18 protein-coding genes are annotated in these 21039 nt (G+C 59.7%); 10 read left to right on the top strand and 8 right to left on the bottom strand.

Translation table 11 applies throughout. The features are described from left to right. Positions 1–110 precede the first annotated feature (110 nt). From F812_RS0104930 to F812_RS22605, 3 genes are all read left to right on the top strand, one after another. Positions 111–1307 carry a TolC family protein gene (locus F812_RS0104930; protein ID WP_020084851.1) on the top strand — a complete coding sequence of 399 codons (1197 nt, stop codon included), beginning with the start codon at positions 111–113 and terminating at the stop codon, positions 1305–1307. Between the two features lie 29 nt (positions 1308–1336). After that, positions 1337–1774, top strand: coding sequence for a DUF411 domain-containing protein (locus F812_RS0104925; protein WP_020084850.1), 438 nt, complete (start codon positions 1337–1339; stop codon positions 1772–1774). A 113-nt stretch (positions 1775–1887) separates the two neighbouring features. Further along, positions 1888–2220 (top strand): DUF305 domain-containing protein, encoded by a 333-nt coding sequence (locus tag F812_RS22605; protein ID WP_020084849.1) that lies wholly within the window; start codon positions 1888–1890, stop codon positions 2218–2220. Positions 2221–2277: 57 nt separating this feature from the next. On the opposite strand, the gene F812_RS0104915 is transcribed toward F812_RS22605, so the two are convergent. The 6 genes from F812_RS0104915 to F812_RS0104890 form a co-directional block, all read right to left on the bottom strand. Continuing rightward, positions 2278–3060: a formyl transferase gene (locus tag F812_RS0104915; protein ID WP_020084848.1), complete on the bottom strand. Its 783-nt coding sequence runs from the start codon at positions 3058–3060 to the stop codon at positions 2278–2280. Then, positions 3057–3449: a hypothetical protein gene (locus tag F812_RS0104910; protein ID WP_020084847.1), complete on the bottom strand. Its 393-nt coding sequence runs from the start codon at positions 3447–3449 to the stop codon at positions 3057–3059. Before F812_RS0104910 ends, F812_RS0104915 begins: the two co-directional genes overlap by 4 nt. 17 nt (positions 3450–3466) lie before the next feature. Further along, a complete protein-coding gene (locus tag F812_RS0104905) occupies positions 3467–6589 on the bottom strand; it encodes an efflux RND transporter permease subunit (protein WP_020084846.1) in 3123 nt (1040 codons plus the stop codon). Positions 6590–6599: 10 nt separating this feature from the next. Further along, positions 6600–8078 carry an efflux RND transporter periplasmic adaptor subunit gene (locus tag F812_RS0104900; protein ID WP_198011140.1) on the bottom strand — a complete coding sequence of 493 codons (1479 nt, stop codon included), beginning with the start codon at positions 8076–8078 and terminating at the stop codon, positions 6600–6602. A 299-nt stretch (positions 8079–8377) separates the two neighbouring features. Continuing rightward, positions 8378–8719 (bottom strand): CopM family metallochaperone, encoded by a 342-nt coding sequence (gene copM, locus F812_RS22600; RefSeq protein ID WP_425337461.1) that lies wholly within the window; start codon positions 8717–8719, stop codon positions 8378–8380. A 944-nt stretch (positions 8720–9663) separates the two neighbouring features. Continuing rightward, a complete protein-coding gene (locus F812_RS0104890; protein ID WP_020084843.1) occupies positions 9664–9939 on the bottom strand; it encodes a metal-sensitive transcriptional regulator in 276 nt (91 codons plus the stop codon). Between the two features lie 74 nt (positions 9940–10013). Here F812_RS0104890 and F812_RS0104885 point away from each other — a divergent pair, with 74 nt between their 5' ends. After that, the gene (locus F812_RS0104885; protein WP_051113769.1) at positions 10014–12395 is read left to right on the top strand and encodes a heavy metal translocating P-type ATPase; all 2382 of its coding nucleotides are present in this window, start codon (positions 10014–10016) and stop codon (positions 12393–12395) included. 48 nt (positions 12396–12443) lie between these two features. Here the strand turns inward: F812_RS0104885 and F812_RS0104880 are convergent, their stop codons facing one another. Next, positions 12444–13571: an acyltransferase family protein gene (locus tag F812_RS0104880; RefSeq protein ID WP_020084841.1), complete on the bottom strand. Its 1128-nt coding sequence runs from the start codon at positions 13569–13571 to the stop codon at positions 12444–12446. A 386-nt stretch (positions 13572–13957) separates the two neighbouring features. Continuing rightward, a complete protein-coding gene (locus F812_RS0104875) occupies positions 13958–14620 on the bottom strand; it encodes a tetratricopeptide repeat protein (protein ID WP_083929074.1) in 663 nt (220 codons plus the stop codon). A gap of 671 nt (positions 14621–15291) precedes the next feature. Here F812_RS0104875 and F812_RS0104870 point away from each other — a divergent pair. The 6 genes from F812_RS0104870 (at position 15292) to F812_RS0104845 (ending at position 21020) form a co-directional block, all read left to right on the top strand. Then, on the top strand, positions 15292–16740 hold the full coding sequence (locus F812_RS0104870; RefSeq protein WP_020084839.1) for a TolC family protein: 1449 nt from the start codon (positions 15292–15294) through the stop codon (positions 16738–16740). 23 nt (positions 16741–16763) lie between these two features. Then, the gene (locus F812_RS0104865) at positions 16764–18179 is read left to right on the top strand and encodes a multicopper oxidase family protein (protein ID WP_026867851.1); all 1416 of its coding nucleotides are present in this window, start codon (positions 16764–16766) and stop codon (positions 18177–18179) included. Between the two features lie 39 nt (positions 18180–18218). Then, on the top strand, positions 18219–18788 hold the full coding sequence (locus F812_RS0104860; protein ID WP_198011139.1) for a DUF305 domain-containing protein: 570 nt from the start codon (positions 18219–18221) through the stop codon (positions 18786–18788). Positions 18789–19224: 436 nt separating this feature from the next. Then, entirely contained in the window at positions 19225–19731 is a 507-nt protein-coding gene (locus F812_RS0104855; protein WP_040497921.1) for a cupredoxin domain-containing protein, read from the top strand. Positions 19732–19779: 48 nt separating this feature from the next. Continuing rightward, positions 19780–20142 (top strand): copper-binding protein, encoded by a 363-nt coding sequence (locus F812_RS0104850; RefSeq protein WP_020084835.1) that lies wholly within the window; start codon positions 19780–19782, stop codon positions 20140–20142. 98 nt (positions 20143–20240) lie between these two features. Next, positions 20241–21020, top strand: a complete 780-nt coding sequence (locus F812_RS0104845; protein ID WP_020665363.1) for a response regulator — start codon at positions 20241–20243, stop codon at positions 21018–21020. The last annotated feature ends 19 nt before the right edge of the window (positions 21021–21039 follow it).

Here is a 21039-nt window from a genome sequence, read left to right as displayed (position 1 = left end):
TCCCAGTCAGGGTTGCCTATGATTGGGCACTGATTCGTTTTTCTTGGGCCGCCGCAGCGGAAGGGATGCAGGTTGGTCGCTTCGAACCGTCGAAGATGGGGGATAGTGGCATGCGAATCGCGATGATTCTGATGACGGCCGCGGCGACGTTCGGACTTGCCACGAAGGCACAAGGCTCCGAATTGAGAGCGGCCTTCGAGGCGGCTTGCCTGCGCACCCCTGAGATCCCGGCCCTCGTTGCCCGCAGAGCCGAAGTCGATGCCCGCGCACGCGCTGCTGATGCTCTGTTACCCGGCGGCCCCTGGGCCACCGTCATGCACCGCACCGACGCACTGACCAACGACCGCGGCACGCGTGAGTACGAAGCGGAATTCGGTATCCCGATCTGGCTGCGCGGTGAGCGGGGTGCAAGCCTTGCGGCAGCCCTGACCGAAGGCGAACGGCTGGAAGCTGAGATCGGAGCTAGAAGGCTCGAGGTCGCAAAGCGCGTGCGCGAAGCCTATTGGATGGTCGCGGAAGCCCGAGAGAGGGTCGCAATCGCCGAACGCCGGCGGTCGACGGCCGCAACTCTTGCCAAAAGCATGCGCGAGCAGGCCGGGGCCGGACAGGTCGAGTTGGTGGAGACCAAGCTCGCCGACGCGGACGCGCGCGATGCCGAAGTCTCTCTTGCCGGGGTACGCAGCGAGCTCAATCAGGCGCGCATCGCGTTCGGCGTACTGACCGGTTTCGAGGCACCCGCGGGCTTTAGAGAAAGCGAGAGGAGCGGTGCGACCCCAGCCCATCACCCACGCATCGTCCTGCGGCGCGCCGCCACCGAGAAAGCACTCGCGGACGAGCAGCTCACCTGGACCGTGGATCGCGAGCGCCCCGAGCTCAGTGCCTTTGCCAATAACAACACCGATACCTCGGCCGAGCCGAACGTCACCTCGCTGGGTGTCCGCTTCAAAATTCCCTTCTCCTATGACGCCGTCAATGAACCTAAACGGGCCGCAGCCGCCGCCGAGGTCGTCGTAGCCCAGGAGGAGCTTGCTCTTGCCGAGCGGGAGGTCGGGGGCGATGTCGCTCAAGCTCGCGCCAGGCTTGATGGGGCCCGAAAGCAGCTCACCGGGCTCGAAGCCCGCCGTGCCGATCTCGCGGCTGTCTTGAAGCTCATCGAGGACGCGCAACAGACCGGTCAAACGACGTTCAACGACGTCATCCGCGCGCGGCTGCAGCTTTACGAGGCCGATCTGGCGCGGGCTTCTGCCCGCGTCGCCGTCGAGCGCGGCCGGTCCGATGTCATCCAGACTCTGGGATTGGAGCCCTGAGTCCAACGTCAGTACAGGAGCGTAGCAACATGATCAGACAAACGCTTGCCTTCGCCTTCTTCGCCTTGCTCGCAACAAGCGCTGTTGCCGAGGACAAAATCCCGGCCACCCTTTTCAAGAATGCTGGATGCGAATGTTGCGACAAGTATGCCGACTATCTCAACGCCAACGGGTTTAGCGTGAGTGTCTATGCGCTTCCCAACATGACCGTGATCAAGGACAGGTTTGGCGTGCGCGACGATCTCGAGGGCTGCCATACTACGGTCATCGACGGCTACGCGATCGAAGGCCATGTGCCCGTCGGACCGATCAAGCGCTTGCTTTCCGAAAAGCCAGCCATCAAGGGCATTTCGTTGCCGGGGATGCCGGCAGGGTCGCCCGGCATGAGCGGGGAAAAGGCAGCACCCTTCGAAATTCTCTCCATTACCGGCGGCGAAGAGCCCGCCCCGGTCTACGCAACTGAGTAATGCGCCTAAGCGTTGCCTGTCTGGGCGTGCATCCGGTACAGGAGCGGTACAACGTTGGAACTTAAGTCTCGCTCAAGCGTACGTAAGCAACAACGTACGCAAAGGAACAAATCATGAAAAAAACAATTCTCGCCGCGGCTCTGCTTTCGTCCATTTCTTTGGCCTATGCAGCCGAAGATCATACCATGGGTCGGGATGCAAGCGGCGGCTACGAACAGGCAATGGAGTCCATGAATAAAAAGATGGACGCCATGAAGCCAAGCGGCGATCCGGACGCTCACTTCGCGATGATGATGTCGATCCACCACCAGGCCGCGATCGAGATGGCGCAAACGTATGTCGCGAGCGGGAAGGATCCTAAGCTCAAGGCAATGGCCGAGAAGATGATCGCCGACCAAAAACGCGAAATCAGCGAACTCAAGATGTGGTCAACTGAGAAAAACTAAATTGCCATCATTGCGCGAGTTCCGGCAGTTTGGGCAACCGCTCACGCGATGATTTAGCTACCAGACGCCGCTGCGCAGACCATTGCGAACATACGTCCATATCGTTGGCGGAAAGTACAGCTGTGACGAAACGTTGGTTTCAGTGACCGTCTCACGGCTGGCCGCCCAGTTATCAATGGCATCCTCAAGCAGCGGCAACGCCTCCGCGAGCTGTACCCATTGATACGTCCATATGGTGTCTTGCTCCGAGAACCTGACCGTTCTCTGAGCAAGAACTTTTCCCGTATCGACGCCGTCATCGACCAGGTGAATAGTTACGCCTGCCCGGCTTCGATCCGCGGCAGCCAGCGCCCAGTAGGCAGGATGCTGGCCGCGATATTGGGGGGTTATGCCGGCGTGGTAGTTGATAAATGGTGCCGCGACTTTTTCCATAAGTTTGGGTTTGATTATTCGAGTTCCGTAGACTGCGACAACGTCAGGTTTGAGACTTGTAAGCAAAGCCTGGCAGTCGGGTCCGTTAACCGATGACACGTGCTGGACATTCAAATCGGATCGCAACGTAGGCAACAATCCAGCGTCGGAAAGCACGCGTTGACGCCGTAGTTTGTGCTTCGGCTCGCCGAGCTTGTAGACGACGCCGAACGCTGCCTGGCCGATCGCAGCCCCCCAGCCCAGAAACCGCGCTCGTCGACGCACGATATCCCATTTCCGTTCGGGCTCTTCTTGAATAACGGTCAAGTTTTTGAACCGCTCGGCAAGGCGGTTTGCTACACAATAGCCGAGCGGTCCTCCAGCGATCAGTAAAGCGACGATAGGCGATTTCGCCGTTTGAGAGATCATGGGGTCTCGAACCGTGCCTGCAGGTTGTGCCCATCTGCCAGAGTGCCCGTCACGACAACCTTCGCACCCGGAGAGAGTGGTGTTGCTAACTTGCCGACCAGCTTGTTCGGTTCGGCGGGGGCCAAATCTATTTGCGCTGTCCTGCCCTGATCCTGGACGATGGCTTTCATTTTTGCGCCCGCCGACGCTATCGGCGCGTCTTTCTCTCCTGTCAGATAAAAGGCCAGCTCTTCCGCTGAGGGTACAAACTCGACGTGATGACCCTCGACGTCGATGAGCGCGCCGCCATTCGGGCCTTTGGTTGCCTCATGGGCCGTTGCTCCAAGTGGAAGCGTTACAGCCAGCGCAGCGGCGAGGAGCCAGGGTGTCAGTTTAGATACTATTTTCATGCGTATTTTCCTTTGGGTTAGTAGGCTTCTACGGTTTCTCCGCTCGCCACAGGCGGACGGCTTTCGGCGAGCCGCTTCACGGCGGGCGCACCAAATTTCAGGAACAGGATCGGGGTCAGGATGGTATCGAGCAGCGTCGCGCTGATGAGGCCGCCGAAAATCGTGACGGCGACCGGGTGCAGGATTTCCTTGCCGGGTGCGTCTGCTCCGTAGAGCAAAGGAACCAGCGCCATACCCGCCGATAGAGCGGTCATCAGAACCGGCGTCAGCCGCTCCAAACTCCCGCGCACGACAAGCTTCTCGCCGAAGCTCTCGTTCTCATGCAGCACGAGGTTGATGTAGTGACTGATTTTCAGAATACCGTTGCGCGCGCTGATGCCAGTCAGCGTGATGAAGCCAATCATCGAGGCGACGGATAGGGGCTGATCCGCGATCCATAGAGCTAGGACGCTTCCTATGAAGGCGAGCGGCACGTTACCCATAATGATGAGCGCGAGCACGGCTGAGCGGTAGCGGCTGTAGAGGACGATGAAGATCGAGGCGAGCGAGATCAGCGATAGGCCCAGGATGAGCTGCGCGGCGTCTTCCTGTGCCTGAAACGTCCCTTCAAGGCTTGTCGAATACCCACTCGGCAAAGGCGTCGCAGCAATCACCTCGCGGATGCGAGTGACAATCCCCGCCATGTCGGAGCCATCGGTATTGGCGAGTACGACAATCCGGCGGCGACCATTTTCACGCGCGATCTGGTTGGGCCCTTCGGTTTCTTCGACGGTCGCGATCCGGTTGAGGGGGACCCGGCCCCGCGGGGTCTCGATCAGAAGCTCGCTTAAGCCTGCCGTCGTACGGTCGGCCTCGGACAGCCGCATCACCACATCGAAGCGCTTAGCCCCGTCGATAACGGTGGAGACGGTGCGGCCGTTGGAAAGGCTTTCTAGCGCTTCCGTGACGGCCGCAGGGGTGACGCCAAACAGAGCCGCCCGGTCTGGATCGACGCGGATTTCAAGCTGCGGGATAAGAACCTGCTTTTCAGTTTGGAGATCGACCAGACCGTCGATACCGGACAGCTTCGAGCGCAACGTTTCCGCAAGACTGCGCAGCGTGTCGAGGTCATCACCATAGATCTTGAGAGCGATTTCCGCCCTAACGCCGGAGAGCAGATGGTCAAGCCTGTGAGAAATCGGCTGGCCGACATTGATGGTCGCCGGAAGCACGGTGAGTTTCGCGCGCACGTCGGAGAGGATGGCTTCGCGCGTGCGCTCCGATTTTTCCAGATCGACGTCGATTTCGCTCGAATGAACGCCTTCGGCATGTTCGTCGAGTTCGGCGCGGCCCGTGCGCCGTCCTGCGGTTTTGACTTCTGGCACTTCAGTCAGCAGCTTTTCAGCAATCAGCCCGATCCGGTCGCTTTCTTCGAGCGAGATACCTGGATTAAAGGTCATGCTGATCGTGAGCGTGCCTTCGTTGAACGATGGCAGGAACGCGCGCGGCAGGGCGGAGGCGGCTACTCCGGCGACGAGAACTGCCACAGCGATGGTTGCAATGATCGCCTTGGTGTGCCGGAAGGCCCAATGCAGCAGACGCTCGTTGCCGCGCTTCAGCCCCCGCACCATCGCCCCGTCGTGATGGTCGAGCTGCTTGGCTCCACCCAGAAAATAAGAGGCCAGGACAGGCGTAATTGTGATGGAGACCACCAAGCTCGCCAGGATCGAGACGATGTAGGCCACGCCGAGCGGGGCGAAGAGCCGTCCTTCGATGCCCGAGAGAGCGAAGAGCGGAATAAACACCAGCACGATGATAAAGGTCGCATAGACGATGCCGGAGCGAACCTCGATGCTGGCGTCGGCCACCACCTGGAGCAACGGTCTTGGCTTGGCCTTGGCGCGGTTCTCCCGCAAGCGCCGGAAGATGTTCTCAACGTCGACGACCGCATCGTCGACCAGCTCGCCGATGGCAATAGCAAGGCCGCCCAGCGTCATCGTGTTGATCGACAATCCGAAGGCTTTGAAGATCAGAACCGTGATCAGAAGCGAGAGCGGAATCGCGGTCAGCGAGATCAGGGTCGTCCGCACATTCAGCAAAAACAGGAACAGGATGACGGCCACAACGATGGCCGCTTCCATCAACACGTTTTTGACGTTGCCGATGGAGGTCGTGATGAAATCCGCTTGCCGGAATAGAATCTGATCGACTTTGACGCCATTGCTCAGGTTCTTGCCGATTTCAGCCAGTGCAGACTCGACCTCACCGGTCAGTTTGACCGTATCGGCGCCGGGCTGCTTTTGAACTGAGATAATGACGGCCGGTGCGCCGTTGAAGCCCGCATCGCCGCGCTTAACGCGCGCCGCGTATGCGACTTCCGCCACCTGGCGCAGGAACACGGGCTGATCCTGCTTCGTGGCCACAACCACACTGCGCAAGTCTTCAAGGTCGGTCGTGCGCCCGAGATTCCGGATCAGAAACTCGCGGTCGTGCTGATCGACGAACCCGCCGCCCGTGTTGGCGCCGAAGGCGCGGATTGCGCGCTCGATGTCTTCCACCGCGATGTCGAGCGACGCGAGGGCCGCTATGTTGGGCGTTACGCGGAACTGGCGAACCTGACCGCCGATCGGGATGACCTGACTGATACCGGAGATAGACAGCAAGCGCGGGCGGATCACGAAGTCCGCCGTCTCGCGCACGGTCATTGGATCGGCCTTATCGCCGCCCGTGACGGCAATCAGCATGATTTCGCCCATGATAGAGGACACGGGGCCCATCTGCGGGGCGATGCCGGATGGGAGCTGCGATGCGATGCTAGCGAGCCGTTCGGCCACTTGCTGGCGGTTGCGGTAGATATCCGTGCCCCAATCGAACTCAGCGTAGACGATGGAAAGGCCAATGCCTGCCACCGATCGCACGCGCGTCACGCCGGGAATGCCGTTCAAGGCCGTCTCGATTGGATAGCCGACGAGCTGCTCGACTTCCGGCGGCGCCAGCCCTTCCGCCTCGGTCATGATGGTGACAGTCGGTTTATTCAGGTCCGGGAACACATCAACTGGCAGCGTGCGCAATGCGAGAGTGCCCCACACGACGAGCAAGGCCGCCGCCGCAAGTACGATCAGGCGGTTGTTGAGGCTGGTCTTGACGAGGAAATTGAACATCTTTGCCTCCTCACCGGACCTGATTGATGAGTTCGGCCCCGCGCTTCACTACGCGCGCGCCCGGATCGAGCCCGGCCGTCACGCCAACGCGCTCGGTATCGATCGGCGATGTTTTGACGACGCGCGCCTCAAATCGCTCCGCCTCCACATGCGCCCAGACAACGGACTGTCCGTTTGAGCTGCGCACAACGCTCGAGCGGGGGAGTGCAACGGCGGATACGGGCTCGTCAATTGCGGCATGAACCGTGACGGATTCGCCCACGCTCAATGGCGCGCCTTCACCCTTCAGCTTAAACCGTAGTGGCACGGCCTGCTGGCGGAGCGCCGGTGAACGCCCGGCAAAGGAGACCGATACTTTGCGCCCGTCTGCCGTCTGGGCGAGCGCGTCCTTGCCCGATTTCTCGATGCTCGCAGCGGTCACGGCGTCAAACGCCAGGGCTTCGATCCAGAGATTGGCTGGGTCTACGATTTGAAAGAGCAGAGATTGCGCTTCGACCACCTGACCCGCCGTGACGTTCGCTTGAGCGAGAATGCCGTCCGCCGGGGCGCGCAATTCTTCGCGGTCCTTCAGAACCGGATTGATGGCGGCGCGCCGCTTGCGGATGATATCGAGCTCGATCTTCGTATCGACGATCTGGCTGGCGGGCACTGCGCGACCACTCAAAGGCTCGATCCGCTTGAGCTTGGCTTCCAGGAGCGCAATCTGCTTGTCGAGATCGCCTTGCGTTTGGGTAATGTCGCTTTGATCAACGACCGCGACGGCAGGAACCAGATAACCCAGCACATCCCCCTTTTTCACTGAGGCACCAGTGATCGGGAAGCCGCCTTCCGGCGGTTCAATCCGGCCGGCGAGCAAGGACTGCACGACGCCGCTGCGATTGGGGTCTGGAATGACTTGGCCAATCAGGCGAACTGATTTTTGAATCGTTTCCGTTTTGGCGGTCTTGATTGTCGCAATGCCAAGCAGTCTCTGTGTGGGCTTCGGCACGAATACCGCGCCATCTTCCGTTCGCCGTGAGCTTTCAGGCAGGTCGAGAACGGCCTGAGCTGTGACACTTGCCTCACTAGCGCCCCCCACACCATTGGTCAGAACAACGGCGGCCATAGCGACAGTGCTGAGGCCGGACGCTGCGGCTACCACCAAAACGGCAGTGCGAATGGAGCGCGGGCCTTTGAGCGCCAGCAGGGAGAGGAGCACTACAAATCCCAGGCTCCCGGCCAGCATCCAAAGTGGAATGTCCGGCAATTGCGTTCCGTGCGGGACGATGTGGTCCCACACGCTGTCATGGGTCGCTTCAACTGGCGGCGGGGAAGGGATATCGAGGCGTCCAATCAAGAGGTCGGACTTGTCACCCGCTGAGATCGAGAAGGTAAGGTCGTAGTGACCGGGCGTGATCACCCATGGAGCTTTGAACTCATAGGCGCCCTTGGAGCCCGTTGCGGTGATCGTTTCATCGCCGCGCGTCATCTCGATCGAAGCCCCGGCCACGCCTTCGTTCGACCAGAACTCAGTCAGATAGACGATGAGCTTGCCGCCATCCCGCGCAGTTGGGATGCCGACCAGCTCGAAATCGTTGGAATGCGCATCGATGCGCGGCCCTGACGAGGAGGCAGCGGCGGGTTTTTCATCGCCGTGATCCTCGTCGCCATGAGCGAAAGCAAAGGTCGGAGCGAGCGATAGGGCTGCGATGAATAGTAACGCGGCCAATGCCTTCACGGCACCGCGTCCGCGTTCGATTGTGTTTATGTTTTTCATCATGACCGAATCCTCGCTCTCGCCCTGCCGCGTTACTTCTGACGCTTAGCGAGCCAGTCTTTCATCATGGCGATCTCGCTTTCCTGCGCCTTGATGATGTCCTCGGCGAGCTTCTGTGTAACGGGGTCCTTGCCGTACTTCAGAAGCACATTGGCCATATCGATCGCGCCTTGATGATGCGGGATCATGCCGTTCATGAAGTCGACATCGGCATCGCCGGTCATCTCCATGGTCATGTCCTTGTGCATCTTCGCGTTGACGGCTGCGAAGGCCGCTGCGGCTTCACTTTTCGGGGCTTCAGCGGCCTTCATATCGTGCATGCCATGCATGTCGTGCGAGCCGCCGGCATCCGCCATCTTTTCCATACAGTTCATGTCGCCGCCTTTGCCCATAGTCTTGCAGCAGCCGTCTTCGGCGTTAGCTACGGCAGGCGCAAACAGCAGGGCCGCTGCGAGGAGGAGTGTTCTAGTTTTCATCGTGGTGTCCTTTCGTGAGTGAGTTTGTTTATGAGTGTTGCTTCTACGGGTGCGCCAGGATGGCGACGCGGTTCGCTCGCAGCGCGCAACAGCACGTACTTTTTCGAGTTCCATGACGGAACTCCTTTCGTTTGACGGTTTCAGCTCACCGTCCGACATGCGGGGGCTGTAAAGCCACGGGCGCGGATCGGAGAGGCTGGCGGTCAGTGACCGAGGTCACGGAGCCGCAAAATGTTAAATCGAGGAATGGGGGCGCCGGACCGCAGACGGCGTACCAAGCGGCGCACAAGCCCTGCCGCAGCAGAGCAGCAATCAGACCTTAGGCGGTCGATCGAGACCGATGACGACGTCGGGCAACACCCGGCCCAACCGCGCCAAATAATACCGCATGTGGTTGCCGAGATTGTGTGTCCAATCGGATTGGCCGGGAAGCGCGGAGGCACCGCAATGCCCGCCCGCTCCGCACGAAGATGCGCCCTGACAGCAGCAGGCTCCCGTCGTACAGATCGCCCCGTCCGGATGTGATCGCGCCGGCTTTGCCGCCTGATCGAAGTCAACGGGTGAATGCGTTTTGGTGGATGAAACTTTTAAAATCGCGGCGGATCTCTGAGCCTCAGCTGGCGCCGTTACTGGTGCTGCACGGGTGGCGGCCACCACTGAGGCGGGTGACATCTGCGCGTGGGCGTGGCCGCCATGGGCAAAGGCGTTCGCCATGGTGCCGAACATAACGGCCACCACCACGATAAATCCTTTGATTGCCAGCCTTAGGCTCACGCCTCGTCCTCTCAGTTGATGTCTCTTACTCAAATACCAGAATACGCGTCTACACTCACTCTAATCGTTTATCTGTCCGAACGGGCCAAGACCTCCATCAGTTCGGCTACTTTTTTACGCTGCTCGGTGGCATTTCCGCTTGCGATGGCATGTTCGACGCAATGCCCGACATGATCCTTGAGAACGGCCTCCTCGACCTTCCGCAGGGCGGCACGAACCGCTGAGATCTGCGTTATGATGTCAATGCAGTAACGCTTCTCTTCGACCATGCGCGAAATGCCGCGCACCTGGCCTTCGATCTTTGTCAGCCGCTTGAGACACAGCTCGCTCGTCTCTTTTTCCATTCTTGACTTATACCCCTACGGGGTGTAGGTGTCAAGTGAATACCCCCAGGGGGTTTAGGTGCAGTGAGGTTTTTATGGCTAGTTCTTCTGATAATGGCTCCCAGCCAAAAGCATCCTGTTGCTCGCATGATCATGGCGGTCATCACGACCACGCGCAGCCCGCGTCGTCGCCGAATGTCATCCGGGATCCTGTCTGCGGCATGACCGTTGATCCTCACACGGCGCAGCACCGCGCATTGCATGAGGGGCATCCGTTTTATTTCTGCTCTGCGGGCTGCAAGTCCAAGTTCGAGGCCAACCCGGCCAAATACCTTGAAGACCGAGTCCCGCCGCCTGTTGTCGAAGGCGCTATCTACACATGCCCGATGCACCCCGAAGTGCGCCAGGAGGGTCCGGGCTTCTGCCCGATCTGCGGCATGGCGCTCGAACCGGAGACTGTCAGCGCGGATACGGCACCCAATCCTGAGCTGGCCGACATGACGCGACGGTTCTGGATTGGTCTTGTGCTAACCCTTCCGGTTTTCGCGCTCGAAATGGGAGGGCATTTGACCGGGCTACATCAATGGATCGGCTCGTCGACATCCAACTGGCTACAGCTGTTTCTCGCCACGCCGGTTGTGCTCTGGGCCGGTTGGCCGTTCTTCGAGCGCGGTTGGGCATCGCTCAAGACACGCAACCTCAATATGTTCACGCTGATCGCGATGGGAACCGGCACCGCCTGGGTCTACAGCGTGATTGCAACCGCATTTCCACACCTGTTCCCCGCCTCCATGCGGATGGGGGATGGCGCTGTACCAGTTTATTTCGAGGCCGCTGCCGTCATCACGGTTCTGGTGCTCCTAGGACAGGTATTGGAACTGAAGGCACGCGAGCAAACAAGCGGTGCTATACGCGCGCTTCTCGACCTCGCTCCCAAATCTGCGCGCCGCATTGCTGCTGACGGGTCGGAATCCGATGTCGGCCTTGATGTCGTTCAGGCCGGCGATCACCTCCGCGTGCGTCCGGGTGAGCGCGTGCCGGTCGATGGTGAAATTTTGGAGGGACGCAGCGCCATCGATGAGTCGATGGTGACCGGCGAGTCCATGCCGCTCACGAAAACCGCAGGCGATAAGGTCATCGGCGGCACGATGAACCAGTCGGGCGCATTCATCATGCGCGCCGACAAGGTTGGCCGCGAGACCATGCTCGCGCAGATCGTGCAGATGGTCGCGCAGGCACAGCGAAGCCGTGCCCCTATTCAAAAACTCGCCGATCAGGTCTCCGGGTGGTTTGTCCCGGCCGTCATCGCCATTGCGCTGTTGGCGTTCGCCGCCTGGGGCCTATTTGGACCCGAGCCGCGCTTCACTTATGGCCTGATCGCCGCCGTCTCGGTGCTCATCATCGCCTGCCCCTGCGCTCTTGGCCTCGCAACGCCCATGTCGATCATGGTCGGCGTCGGACGCGGCGCTCAGTCGGGCGTTCTGATCAAAAACGCCGAGGCCCTCGAACGCATGGAAAAAGTCGACACGCTTGTGATCGATAAGACCGGCACGCTTACAGAAGGCAGGCCGAGCGTGGTTGCCATTCGCACAACGTCCGGTGTCGAGGAGAACGAACTTCTGCGCCTGGCTGCCAGTCTCGAAATTGCCAGTGAGCACCCACTCGCAGCAGCCATCGTCCGCTCCGCAAAGGAGCGAGGATTGGAACTCTCTGCTGTTTCGGAATTCGACTCTCCGGTCGGCAAGGGGGTCACCGGCCTCGTGGATGGCAAGCGCATCGTCATCGGCAATGTCCGCATCATGGAACAGGCAAAGATTGAAACGCGAGCCCTTGACGACGCAGCTGACGACCTCCGCAGAGATGGAGCGACAGCCATCTTTGTCGCTATCGATGGGAAAGCAATTGGCATTCTGGCCATCGCCGATCCCGTGAAGGCAACGACGCCCGAAGCCGTCTCTGCGCTCAAAGATGCCGGCATCCGCGTGATCATGCTGACAGGGGATAACGCGACAACGGCGAAGGCCGTTGCCGAGAAGCTCGGTATTGCCGATGTGGAAGCGGAAGTCCTGCCCGAAGACAAGGGCAAGATCGTCGAACGTCTGCGCCGAGAGGGGCGCGTAGTCGCCATGGCGGGAGATGGCATCAATGACGCTCCCGCTCTGGCGGCCGCCGATGTCGGCATTGCCATGGGTACGGGAACAGACGTTGCTATGGAAAGCGCGGGCGTGACCCTCCTCAAGGGCGATCTCAATGGCATCGTGCGCGCGCGGCATCTCTCGGCCGCCACCATGGCGAACATCCGCCAGAACCTTTTCTTCGCCTTCGTCTATAACGCTGCCGGCGTTCCGGTGGCCGCGGGCGTTCTCTATCCGGCCTTCGGCATTCTCTTGTCGCCTATCATTGCCGCAGCAGCCATGGCGCTGTCTTCTGTCAGCGTCGTGGCAAACGCACTGCGGCTTCGGAACAGCCGCGTCTAAAGTTGTCCGTCTTTGAGCACGTGAATTCCGGTTCCCGGTCCCCGCGTGTTATGTTTGCTTTACGTTTGCTGCGGTCGCAAGTGCCGGCCACCCCACGCGCGCCCTCGCCCATGCACCAGACGGTCGCGGTCGCGCCAGCTTGTGCCCAAGACGCTGGGCCGGCTTCTCGACCAAATGCCATGAAGCGGCAGCAATGGGGACCAGAATGAGGAGCGTAAGGGCGGCTATCTGGACCGGCATAGCATTGGGCATAAGCTGCACCAGCGCCTGGGACACCGGCCATCCATAGAGATAAATTCCGTACGACAAATCATGCTTCATTGTGACCCTGGCCAAGGATGGGCACCGCAGGTTCGCGAGCCAGAACACCACGCTGGCTTCAAACCAAACCATGACTGGCACCATGAGCGGCGTCGACCAGAAGGCGAGCAGCGCGACCAAGCTTATGACCACGAGCCAAAGCTTTCCCGTGTAGTGTCGGGCGAAAAACGCCGCAGAGCCTAACGCGAAACAAAGTCCGAAGCGGCGGATCACGTCGGGCCCAGTCTTCGCTTCGATCAGGCCAGGAAGCAAATAAGACGCGGCGAACACAAATATCGCCAGCCACAGCCAGGCTTGGCTCCGAAATCCGGTTCGCAGCATACCCGCAGCGAATGCAAGCCCCAGACCGGCATAGCAAAGCACCTCATACTTGAGCGTCCAGACCGAATTATTGACCTGGCCGGCTAGCGGATTGCTGGTGAAAACACCGGGCAGTTCCGCCCGTCCCGTGATTAGCAGGGTGGTCTCTGCGAGGTATTTCAGAATGCCTGTGTCGGCAAAATAGCTTGATAACGGGCAAACCGTTATCAACGGTCCCAGCACCGCCACCGTGAAGATCGCGCACACGATGAGCCCCGGGAAAATCCGCATCACCCGCGCGACAGCGAACCGCGTCAGGTCCGACGTCCGCATGAGACTTGCCGTCACCAGGAAGCCGCTCAAGATGAAGAAGACATGCACCGCGTGCTGGCCGAGCGTATAGCCGGTGGTCTGTTGCACATAGTCCCAGGACAGGTTGCCGACCGTGATCTCGACAGCATGACTCACCGCCACGGCCAGAGCCGCAGCCAGTCGTACCGCGCCGAAGCTGTTGTCTTCCGGGATGAGGCTTCCGGCTTGCCGGTTCTCGTTCATGGGTTCGGCCTTTACATTTTTGGCCGAAGGTCGCACGGGAGCCTTCCAAAATGATTGAGGAAGACCGAGGCCGCCGTCAAACAGTGTCCGATGGTAAAAAAAGGACAAATCAAAGGGGGAGCTGCCGCTTGGCGGCGAGTCGGTATCGCGCGATGGTTGTGACCCGGTCGTTCATCAAGCGCACGAAGCTCAGACATTCGCGTGCCGTGCCTTTGCCATCGAAAATGCCGATACAGCCGGTACTCGAGGCCAGGACACATAATTTTGAAACATCTCGGCGTGCTGGCGCAGCAATCGAACGCGAAACGCCGCTTCGGCAGCAATTTCGTCAACGATTAGGTGGTTGACCGCTCGTGCACTCCCCGATCACTTGAGTGCAATGCCGGTTATTTTGCGTTGGTCTTCTTGACTGACCCCAACCTCAGGGCAGTGTCTCGGTCCTGCAATGCCCTCGCCATATCCCCGAGGGATGCGTAGGCAGCGGCTCTCATGCGATAGGCATCGCCATCGTTGGGGTCGCGCTCGATCACGCGCGTAAAGTCTGCGATCGCTTCCCGGTATTCTTTCCGCTTTCCGCGAAGGAAGCCGCGATTGAAGAGTACGTAGGTGTTGTTTGGCTCCCGGGCAAAGGCAGCATCGTAGTCAACGAGCGCCTCATCGAGGCGGCCAAGCGCTGAGAGGGCGCTGCCGCGGTTGACCATCGCCATGACATGATCGGGGCTGCGGCGAAGGGCTTGAGAGTAGTCCTCCACAGCGCTCTCGAATTGCCGCTGCCGGAAATGAACATTGCCGCGGTTGTAATACGGTAACGATGCGGCCGGCTGCACCTCGATGGCCGTGCTTAATTCCTCGATGGCTTTGTCGAGGCGTCCCGTTTGATAGAAGCGTAAGCCACGATCGTTGTGAAAGGCGGCATGAGCATCGCGATCCGCGAAATCGCCATGCCAGGCTTCGACGGCTGGCGTATCGGTTTCCACTCCAGCACAGGGTGTATCCAGGGCATTGGTGGAGAGTAGCAAAACAATGGTGATCGCTGTTCTACTGGTCATGGAAGGCTATCCACGATGACCGTCTGCGGGCGGGGCTGCGTCCGGTGATCGCTTAAGCCGCGTGGAACGCCGCCGTCAGGGCTCGATCCTATCACGATCTTCAGCGATGCAATTCGCCTGCGTGCCCCTGAAACATTTTGTAATAAACGCGAAACACCGCGAATCGTCTTCACCGACTAGAGTTCGGTCCAATCTTGCTTTTTCTAACGGCATGGCGGCCGCATGCAGAGCTAGGACCTCCTCATGATCAGACTGTGGATTGCCTTTTTCGCGCTGCTGGGCCTCACAGGCTGGGGTGAACGGGAACCAGCGTGGCCGCAGGTCGGTCCTATGCCTGATGAGCCCGTTGCTGTTCCGGCCCAACCCTACCGATCGATTGCGGCGGGTATCAAGAGCTATCGGCCTGTTGAACCGCGGCCTTGGGGTCAGATCAATCGCCAGGTGGCGCCACCGGGCGCACTACCGCCCGACCAGCAGCAGCCGAAGACGACGCCCGATCCTTCGCCAGCCCCGGCTCAGCCGAAAGCGATGGAGCCCATGCCGGGCATGCAGCACTGAAGAAGCAGATTCGTTGACGACGTGGGCCTTCGGGGGAAGGCGTCGCGATAGTACGGACCACCGGGGGATTGCTCATGGGTTGGGGCAGGCATCGTAGCGTTTGGAAGAGACTGATGATGGTGTCGGCTTCAAGTTCGATCGTTGTGTCGGGAGGCTGTGCGCAGTTCTCGCCTGATGGCGGCATGAGCCTTGTGAGCGACCTTTCGACCGCGGCGATTGGCCAGCCCGCCGCGAAAATCCACGATGAGCATGACGCCGCTGCGGCGGAGGCGCGCGTGGCCGAGCTACTCTCGCGCACGATGACGCCCGATGCGGCCGTGCAAATCGCGCTTGTGAACAACCGCGGACTGCAAGCCGCCTACAACGAACTCGGCGTGTCGGAAGCCATGATGGTTGAGGCGAGCCTGCCGCCCTCGCCAACCGTCACGTTGTCGCGCCTCATCCAGCCCTCGTCGATCGAGATCGAGGCGCAGATCCTGCAGAATGTGTTGGGTCTCCTGACACTGCCACGCCGGCGCGAGATAGCAGAAGATCGATTCCTTCAGGCACAAAAACGCGCGGTCGATGAGACACTCAAAATAGCGGCCGATGCGCGCCGCGGCTACTATCGGGCAGTGGCGGCAAACGAGCAGGTCGTCCTCTTGCGACAGGCTGTAACGTCGGCCGAAACCGTATCTGATTTCGCCAAGAAGCTTGGCGAGACAGGCGGCATGGCAAAGCTGGATCAAGCACGCGAGCACGCTTTCACGGCTGAGGTTGGCGGCCAATTGGCCCAGGCGCGCCTGACACAGCGTCTGGAACGCGAGCGGCTCAATCAGAGCCTTGGTCTGTGGGGCGTTCAGCTCCAATATAAACTGCCGGATAAACTGCCCGCCCTTCCCGCGAAACCGAAAATTGAAGACGACATTGAAACCGAGGCTGTGCTTTCTCGCATCGATCTGGAAATCGCACGTATGGAGATCGCTATCCTGGCCAAGGAATTCGGCCTCACGCGCGCAACTCGATTCATCGATGTGCTGGAGGTGCGGGGCATTCGTCGTATCGAAAAGAACAAGGTTTCGGACATCGACTACGCGCTCGGACCGGGCCCGACGCTGGTTCGCACAGAGACGCAGCGGACCGAGAAAGTTCGCTGGCGCGGCTTCGATGTCGATTTCCAGATTCCAATCTACGACTTCGGCGAAGTGCGGACCCGACGGGCCGAAGAAACCTATATGGGCACCGTCAACCGGTTGATCGAAAAAGCGGTGAATGTGCGGTCCGAGGCAAGGCAGGCCTATCAGGCTTATCGCGGGACGTATGATGTCGTTCGTCACTACGAGCGGGAGATCCTGCCGCTTCGGCAGATTATTACCGAGCAAACCCTGCTGAATTACAATGGGATGCTTGTCGATGTCTTCCAGTTGCTCGCGGACGCCCGGGCCCGGATCGACACGAATGTGCAGGCTGCGACCGCGCGGCGCGATTTCTGGCTGGCCAAAGTCGATTTGCACACCGCCGTGCTCGGAGGACGCGAGAGCGGTGTCGCACCAACAGCAGTGGCCGCTGGTTCGGGCGGATAACGGCATCGCGAAAGGAGCTCAAGATGACGGTATCTCGTAGAGACATGATGGCCGCGACGGGCGGGCTTGCGCTGCTGGGTGCGGCCAAGCTCTCCGGGCGCTCGGCCCATGCTGCCGTGCCAGAAGCGCAGTTTCAAGGGTCGCCGGCCACTCAGGCTCCGGTGGCTCCAGCGAGCGGACCGGACTATCAGCCGGTCGTAACGCTGAACGGCTGGACACTCCCACCGCGCATCAATGGCGAATGGAAAGAATTCCATCTGGTCGCTGAGCCGGTCGTGCGCGAGATGGCGCCCGGAATGAAAGCGCACCTGTGGGGCTACAACGGTCAGTCCCCCGGCCCGACGATCGAGGTGGTCGAGGGCGACAAGGTGCGGATTTTTGTCACCAACAAACTCCCCGAGCACACGACCATTCATTGGCACGGGCAGATCCTGCCGAGCGGCATGGATGGCGTTGGCGGATTGAGCCAACCCCACATCAAGCCGGGCGAGACATACGTCTACGAATGGCAGATCGCGAAGTCCGGTACATTCATGTATCACCCGCACGCCGATGAGATGGTCCAGATGGCCATGGGCATGATGGGGTTCTTTGTCGTCCATCCCAAAGACCCGAAGTTCATGCGAGTCGACCGTGATTTTGTCTTCCTGCTGAACGCCTATGATATAGATCCGGGTTCCTATGTCCCGCGCGTTGCGGAAATGCTGAACTTCAATCTGTGGAGCTGGAACAGCCGCGTATTCCCTGGAATCGACCCGCTTGTCGTACGCAAGGGTGATCGCGTTCGCGTCCGCTTCGGGAATCTCACGATGACGAACCACCCAATCCACATGCACGGCTACGATTTCGAGGTCACCTGCACGGACGGCGGCTGGGTGCGTCCCGAAGCCCGGTGGCCTGAGGTGACGATCGATTGCGCTGTTGGACAAATGCGCGCCTACGAATTCGACGCGATCTACGAGGGCGACTGGGCGATCCACTGCCACAAGGCGCACCACACGATGAACGCTATGGGGCATGAGTTGCGCAATTTCATCGGCGTCGATCAATCCGAGCTGAAGAAGCGTATGTCCCAGATGGTCAAAGGCTATATGCCGATGGGGGGCGCCGGCATGGCGGACATGGGCGAGATGGAGATGCCGCTTCCGGACAATACGTTGCCCATGATGACGGGGTTCGCTCAATTCGGCCCGGTCGAGATGGGCGGCATGTTTTCGGTTGTCAAAGTACGGGAGGGGCTTGACCGCAACGACTACAAGGACCCCGGCTGGTACAAGAACCCGGAAGGTACCGTCGCCTTCAAGTGGACGGGCGATCCGTCAAAACTTTCCAATCCCGTTCGCGCTCCGGCAGAACCAGCGGCGACGACCGAACCTGGCGCGCCCGCCTCGGAAATCGAATTGAAGGCTGTCAAGCCGGGCGGGCATTCTGGTCACTAAGTGCAATTGTCAGTGCTAGAGAGTAAGGAGCTGTCGCGTATGAGCGATCAACACACGCCCCACAATCCCGCCGCTACTCCTCAAAAAACCGGAACTGCGCGGCATGGATCGGCTGCTGGCAGCGGCGACAACGCGACGGGCCATGGCGCCCACGCGGGCAGTCCGTATTGGCGTCTCGCACTCATGCTTCTGATTTCTTTCGCGGCAATGTTCACGCTGATGTACGCGATGGTCAACACTTTCGAGAACGTCGTTCCTAACATAAACCAATTTTACATGGCTGGCTTGATGACTGCGCCAATGCTGCTGATCGAGCTATGGCTGATGCGGTCCATGTACCCCAATAGCCAGCTGAATATTGCTTTAACTGCTGTCGGGCTGATTGCACTTCTTGGTTTCTGGCTGGGAATCCGAGAGCAAGTCGCAATCGACGATCAGCAGCTCTTAAAGTCGATGATCCCGCATCATGCCGGCGCCATCCTCATGTGCGAAGAGGCCGAACTTCAAGTTCCGAAAGTGCAACAACTCTGCAACGGCATTATAAGCGCCCAGAAGAGCGAAATTGCTCAGATGCGAGCGATAATAGGGGAACTTCAGGCACAACGTTAAGCTTGTGCAGGCTCCCGCGAAGCTGCCGCGTCGGTTCGATCTCCGGTTCTTGTTCAGCTGCCATCTCCTGCTTGATTATCTCTACTCACGTAGGCTGCTCACCTGAGCCCAGGTTGATTGGCGGATCTCGTCCCTACCGTTTCGCGTGTGTTCGCAATCACCATGAGCGACGGGCGATCCGTCTGTGCGGCCGCTGATGCCGTGCGTGCTGCACACGTCCGCTGTCTAACGCCCCGCTTCCGGTTGCAGCCCGATGCTCCCCTCTGAACCGGCTGTTACGCATCGCCCGTCCCCCTTTGCGAGCTCACAGACCGGCCCTCGTAAGGACGCGATAAGCGCTGCCTAGAAACAATTTGTAACAATCGAGACATAAAGCGGTAGAGCGCGGTCCTTAGCGTCATCCAGCGCGATTGGTGCAATTGGTTGAGGGATATTCATGAGAACGCGGATCAAGAAGTCGAAGTGTCTGCTGTTAATGGCAGCAACCCTGGCTCTGCCGTTTGCCGCTACGAAAGTCGCGGCAGAGCCGGGAGAGACCGGGCATACGCACAAAGCCTTCGACGCGGGCGAGCCTGGTGATCCTGCTAAGCCGGCGCGGACCATCGCTATCGCCATGACCGAAGGCAATGGCGCCATGGCCTACGATCCGCACGAAGTGATCGTGAAGACCGGTGAGCAGGTCAAGTTTGTAATCACCAACAGCGGTGCGCTCGATCACGAGTTCATGCTCGACAGCGTCGAGAAGAATGCGAAGCACCGCATCGCCATGCAAAAAAACCCGGAGATGGAGCATGACGATCCCAACGGACGCCGCTTGAAACCAGGCGGCTCGGCAGAGATCGTGTGGAAATTCTCCAAGTCCGGAACCTTCGAGTTCGCCTGCCTCATTCCCGGCCACTCCGAAGCCGGCATGAAGGGCGTTGTCGTCGTATCGGACAAATAAATCAGTATCGAACGCTACACGATCCATTCAAACGAAGGAGTTCAAGACATGAAAATCGGATACGCACTGGCCGTTGCGACCTTGCTTCTCGCCGGACCTCCGGGCGTGGCGAGCGCAGGTGATAATCATGACCCCGCGATGCATCAGGCGGCGGATACGACTGCTGCAGAAAAGCCGGCCTCGTCCCTGCCGCAGGTCAGCGGCACCGTGACGAAGGTTGATGAGGCCGCCGGCAAGATCACGATCGATCATCAGGCCATTCCAAACTTGGAGATGGATCCGATGACCATGGTTTTCAAAGCATCGGATGCTGCGCTCTTAAAGGCTGCAAAGGCAGGTGACGCCGTGAAGTTCACGGCGGATAAGGTCAACGGTCAGCTGACCGTAATGAGCCTCGAAAAAGGGAAATGATCGATTGCGCAGCCCAGGTCGACCGAGAGACGCACAACCGGCCTGGGCTGTTATACTATGATCTGCGGAATAAAGATGTTGCCCCGGCGGAAACACGCATGTCTCCCTCAGATCTTCCAGCCTCAGAGCGCGATGAGCGCGATGCCAGTGCGCCGCCGGCCTCGATCACGGATGCCCATGTTCTGATTGTCGATGACGACGGCCAGCTTCGCCAGCTCGTCGCCAAGTTTCTTCGCGGTCAGGGTTATCGCGTGACGGGCGTCCGCGATGGGCGTGAGATGAATGATACCCTCAAGCTCGTGGTATTTGACCTCATCATCCTCGATGTCATGTTGCCTGGGCCTTCAGGCCTCGACCTCTGCCGGGAACTGCGCAAAACATCCTCGACCCCCATCATGATGCTGACAGCAAAGGGGGATGAAACGGATCGGATTGTCGGCCTGGAGCTTGGCGCTGACGATTATCTCGCAAAACCGTTCAGCACGAGGGAATTGCTCGCGCGAGTTCGTGCCCTTCTCCGCCGAGCTTCCGTGTCCCCGCACATCGTTCAGCCGCTGAGCGCTGGCGCCTACGCCTTTGAGGGGTGGGTTTTAGATACGCGCAAACGGCAACTGCTGAACCCCGAAGGGATCGTGATTGATCTCAGCACGGGCGAGTACGATATGCTGCTAGCCTTTGTCGAAAGCCCGCAGCGTGTTCTGACGCGGGAACAGTTGCTCGACCTTTCGCGCAACAGGGTCGCAACGGGTTTTGATCGCAGCATAGACGTTCAAATCAGCCGCCTGCGGCGCAAGCTTGAAAGTGCGGATGAAGGCGGAATGATCAAGACGGTACGCGGCGCTGGCTACATGTTCGTGCCAACCGTAAAGCGCGTCTGATACGCCTGCGGCGGAGGTC

Origin of the sequence: Hyphomicrobium zavarzinii ATCC 27496, from assembly GCF_000383415.1 — a bacterium.
Taxonomy (GTDB): domain Bacteria; phylum Pseudomonadota; class Alphaproteobacteria; order Rhizobiales; family Hyphomicrobiaceae; genus Hyphomicrobium_C; species Hyphomicrobium_C zavarzinii.
Note: the sequence above shows the minus strand (reverse complement) of the source record. Positions and strands in the feature narration are given on the sequence as shown.

Coding starts and splice junctions, on each gene's coding strand:
- F812_RS0104930 (WP_020084851.1), top strand. CDS start 111: ATGCGAATCGCGATGATTCTGATGACGGCCGCGGCGACGTTCGGACTT.
- F812_RS0104925 (WP_020084850.1), top strand. CDS start 1,337: ATGATCAGACAAACGCTTGCCTTCGCCTTCTTCGCCTTGCTCGCAACA.
- F812_RS22605 (WP_020084849.1), top strand. CDS start 1,888: ATGAAAAAAACAATTCTCGCCGCGGCTCTGCTTTCGTCCATTTCTTTG.
- F812_RS0104915 (WP_020084848.1), bottom strand. CDS start 3,060: ATGATCTCTCAAACGGCGAAATCGCCTATCGTCGCTTTACTGATCGCT.
- F812_RS0104910 (WP_020084847.1), bottom strand. CDS start 3,449: ATGAAAATAGTATCTAAACTGACACCCTGGCTCCTCGCCGCTGCGCTG.
- F812_RS0104905 (WP_020084846.1), bottom strand. CDS start 6,589: ATGTTCAATTTCCTCGTCAAGACCAGCCTCAACAACCGCCTGATCGTA.
- copM (WP_425337461.1), bottom strand. CDS start 8,719: ATGAACTGTATGGAAAAGATGGCGGATGCCGGCGGCTCGCACGACATG.
- F812_RS0104890 (WP_020084843.1), bottom strand. CDS start 9,939: ATGGAAAAAGAGACGAGCGAGCTGTGTCTCAAGCGGCTGACAAAGATC.
- F812_RS0104885 (WP_051113769.1), top strand. CDS start 10,014: ATGGCTAGTTCTTCTGATAATGGCTCCCAGCCAAAAGCATCCTGTTGC.
- F812_RS0104880 (WP_020084841.1), bottom strand. CDS start 13,571: ATGAACGAGAACCGGCAAGCCGGAAGCCTCATCCCGGAAGACAACAGC.
- F812_RS0104875 (WP_083929074.1), bottom strand. CDS start 14,620: ATGACCAGTAGAACAGCGATCACCATTGTTTTGCTACTCTCCACCAAT.
- F812_RS0104870 (WP_020084839.1), top strand. CDS start 15,292: ATGATGGTGTCGGCTTCAAGTTCGATCGTTGTGTCGGGAGGCTGTGCG.
- F812_RS0104865 (WP_026867851.1), top strand. CDS start 16,764: ATGACGGTATCTCGTAGAGACATGATGGCCGCGACGGGCGGGCTTGCG.
- F812_RS0104860 (WP_198011139.1), top strand. CDS start 18,219: ATGAGCGATCAACACACGCCCCACAATCCCGCCGCTACTCCTCAAAAA.
- F812_RS0104855 (WP_040497921.1), top strand. CDS start 19,225: ATGAGAACGCGGATCAAGAAGTCGAAGTGTCTGCTGTTAATGGCAGCA.
- F812_RS0104850 (WP_020084835.1), top strand. CDS start 19,780: ATGAAAATCGGATACGCACTGGCCGTTGCGACCTTGCTTCTCGCCGGA.
- F812_RS0104845 (WP_020665363.1), top strand. CDS start 20,241: ATGTCTCCCTCAGATCTTCCAGCCTCAGAGCGCGATGAGCGCGATGCC.